A 2,220-nucleotide genomic window follows, 5' to 3' on the forward strand; every position below is an offset into this window, starting at 1 on the left:
GGCGTGTCAGGTTCCGGAGAACCCGACACGCCCGATCGCGTAAGGCGATTCGCTAGCTGCTGCCGAACAGGCCGCTCAGCAGACCGCCCACCAGCTTGCCCGCGCTACCGGTCGCACTGCCGGAGCCGATGCTGCCACCGCCGCCGGTCGACGGCTTCGTGGTGGTCGGCGCCGTGGTGGTCGGCGCCGTGGTGGTGGTCGGCGGGGTGGTGGTCGGCGGGGTGGTGGTGCCGCCCGCCACGTTCACGATCAGGGTCTGCGTGCTGCTGCCCTGCGAGGCCGTGATGATGTGCTGGCCCGGCGTGGTGGGCTTCCAGGTGACGCTCGAGTGGCCCACCGGCCACGGGATGATGCCGACGCCGTCGGTCAGGCTCGCGCCGTTGTCGTTCCAATTCACCAGCAGCCCGATCGACGCACCGGACAGATCAGCGCTGAGGGTGTAGGTACCCCCGACCGTCGGCGCGCTGTCGGACACGGTGATCACGTCGACGGTGGCGTTCGCCCCTGGGGCCAGGGCGACCGCGACCGCGGCGGCGGACGCGACGGTCAGACCGGCCATCCCCGCTGTGATCGACCGGCCCGAAGACTTGCTCTGCATGACTACTCCTCTGTTGTGTCTGGCTGTGCCCCAAGGGAACTGGGGGAGATCGGTCAGAGACCGAAGGGCAGGCCGTTGGCGCTGCCGGTACCGCCACCGCTCGGAGCCGGGGTGGTCGTCGACGGGGGAGCCGTCGTTGTCGGCGGCGTGGTGGTGGGGTCGGTGGTGGTCGTGGTCGGCGGGACCGTGGTGGTGGTCGTCGGCGGGACCGTGGTCGTGGTGGTCGGCGGCACGGTGGTCGTGGTGGTCGGCGGTGCGGTCGTCGTGGTGGCGACGGTGCTGACGTTCACGATCAGGGTGTTGGTGGAGCTGCCCTGCTTGAGGGTGATGGTGTGCTTGCCCGCGGTGGTGGGGGTCCAGTCGGTGCTGGAGTGATACGCCGGCCACGGCACTTTGGCGGCGGGGTCGGTGATGGGGTTGCCGTTGTCTTCCCAGTAGCAGAGCAGCCCGAACTCCCAGCCGCTCAGATTGGCGCTGAGGGTGTAGGTCTGGCCGACGGTCCAGTTCGAGCCCGAGATGGTGATCGAGTCGACGGTCGCGTGCGCGGCGGGGGCCTCGTGGGTCTGCATGGCCAGGGCGCCGCCGGTGACGACGGCGAGGCCCGCCAACCCGGCGCCGAGGCGCCGGACGGTGGTGGTGCGCATGGGTACTCCTGTGTGCAACAAGGGGTTCGGAGAAGGTCGGAGACCGCGAGGGTCAGAGACCGAAGGGCAGGCCGTTGGCGCTACCGGTGCCGCCGCTGGGCGCGGGAGTGGTCGTGGTCGGCGGGGCCGTGGTGGTCGTCGGCGGCGCCGTCGTGGTGCTCGGATCCGTCGTCGTGGTCGGCGGGACCGTGGTCGTGGTGGTCGGATCCGTGGTGGTGGTCGGGGGGACCGTGGTGGTCGTGGTCGGCGGCACCGTGGTCGTGGGATCCGTGGTGGTCGTCGGCGGCACCGTGGTGGTGGTCGGCGGGACCGTGGTGGTCGTCGTGGGCGGCACCGTGGTCGTGGGATCCGTGGTGGTCGTCGGCGGGGCCGTCGTGGTGGTGGTCGGCGGCACGGTGGTCGTGGTGGTCGGCGGTGCGGTCGTCGTGGTGGCGACGGTGCTGACGTTCACGATCAGGGTGTTGGTGGAGCTGCCCTGTTTCAGGGTGATGGTGTGCTTGCCCGCGGTGGTGGGGGTCCAGTCGGTGCTGGAGTGATACGCCGGCCACGGCACTTTGGCGGCGGGGTCGGTGATGGGGTTGCCGTTGTCTTCCCAGTAGCAGAGCAGCCCGAACTCCCAGCCGCTCAGATTGGCGCTGAGGGTGTAGGTCTGGCCGACGGTCCAGTTCGAGCCCGAGATGCTGATCGAGTCGACGGTCGCGTGCGCGGCGGGGGCCTGATGCATGGCCAGAACCGAGGCGGCGCCGGTCGCGATGGCCAGAACGGCCAGTCCGGCGCCGAGGTGGCGGGCGCCCGAGGGGATTTTGCTCACTGTTACGTTCTCCTGTGCTGCAACCCGGCTGGGGTAGGGGTCCGACGCACAGTAAGTGAACAGGGGTGTGAAATCGATACTTTTCAGAAAATTACTGGCAAGTATTCCGCTATTTCTTTTCGCACCGTGCCTTCTTCGGCGCATTATCGCTGGTCACAGGATCGGCC

General features: G+C 69.3%; 3 protein-coding genes. All 3 read right to left on the reverse strand.

Features of this window, described 5'->3' with window-relative positions; translation table 11 throughout:
• Window positions 1-52: 52 nt before the first annotated feature.
• Genes ACFV4K_RS35445 through ACFV4K_RS35455 form a run of 3 tightly spaced genes read right to left on the reverse strand, consistent with a single transcriptional unit; the run spans window position 53 to window position 2,053 of the window.
• Complete coding sequence (locus ACFV4K_RS35445; RefSeq protein ID WP_379280660.1) at window positions 53-598, reverse strand: hypothetical protein; 546 nt, start codon at window positions 596-598, stop codon at window positions 53-55.
• A gap of 53 nt (window positions 599-651) precedes the next feature.
• On the reverse strand, window positions 652-1,242 hold the full coding sequence (locus tag ACFV4K_RS35450; protein ID WP_379280661.1) for a hypothetical protein: 591 nt from the start codon (window positions 1,240-1,242) through the stop codon (window positions 652-654).
• 52 nt (window positions 1,243-1,294) lie between these two features.
• Window positions 1,295-2,053, reverse strand: a complete 759-nt coding sequence (locus tag ACFV4K_RS35455; protein WP_379280662.1) for a hypothetical protein — start codon at window positions 2,051-2,053, stop codon at window positions 1,295-1,297.
• Between the last annotated feature and the right edge of the window lie 167 nt (window positions 2,054-2,220).

The organism is Nocardia sp. NPDC059764, from assembly GCF_042732555.1.
In the GTDB taxonomy this organism is placed as follows: domain Bacteria; phylum Actinomycetota; class Actinomycetes; order Mycobacteriales; family Mycobacteriaceae; genus Nocardia.

Excerpts from the sequence above, each read along its gene's own strand:
- ACFV4K_RS35445 (WP_379280660.1), bottom strand. The coding sequence starts at position 598 with ATGCAGAGCAAGTCTTCGGGCCGGTCGATCACAGCGGGGATGGCCGGT.
- ACFV4K_RS35450 (WP_379280661.1), bottom strand. The coding sequence starts at position 1,242 with ATGCGCACCACCACCGTCCGGCGCCTCGGCGCCGGGTTGGCGGGCCTC.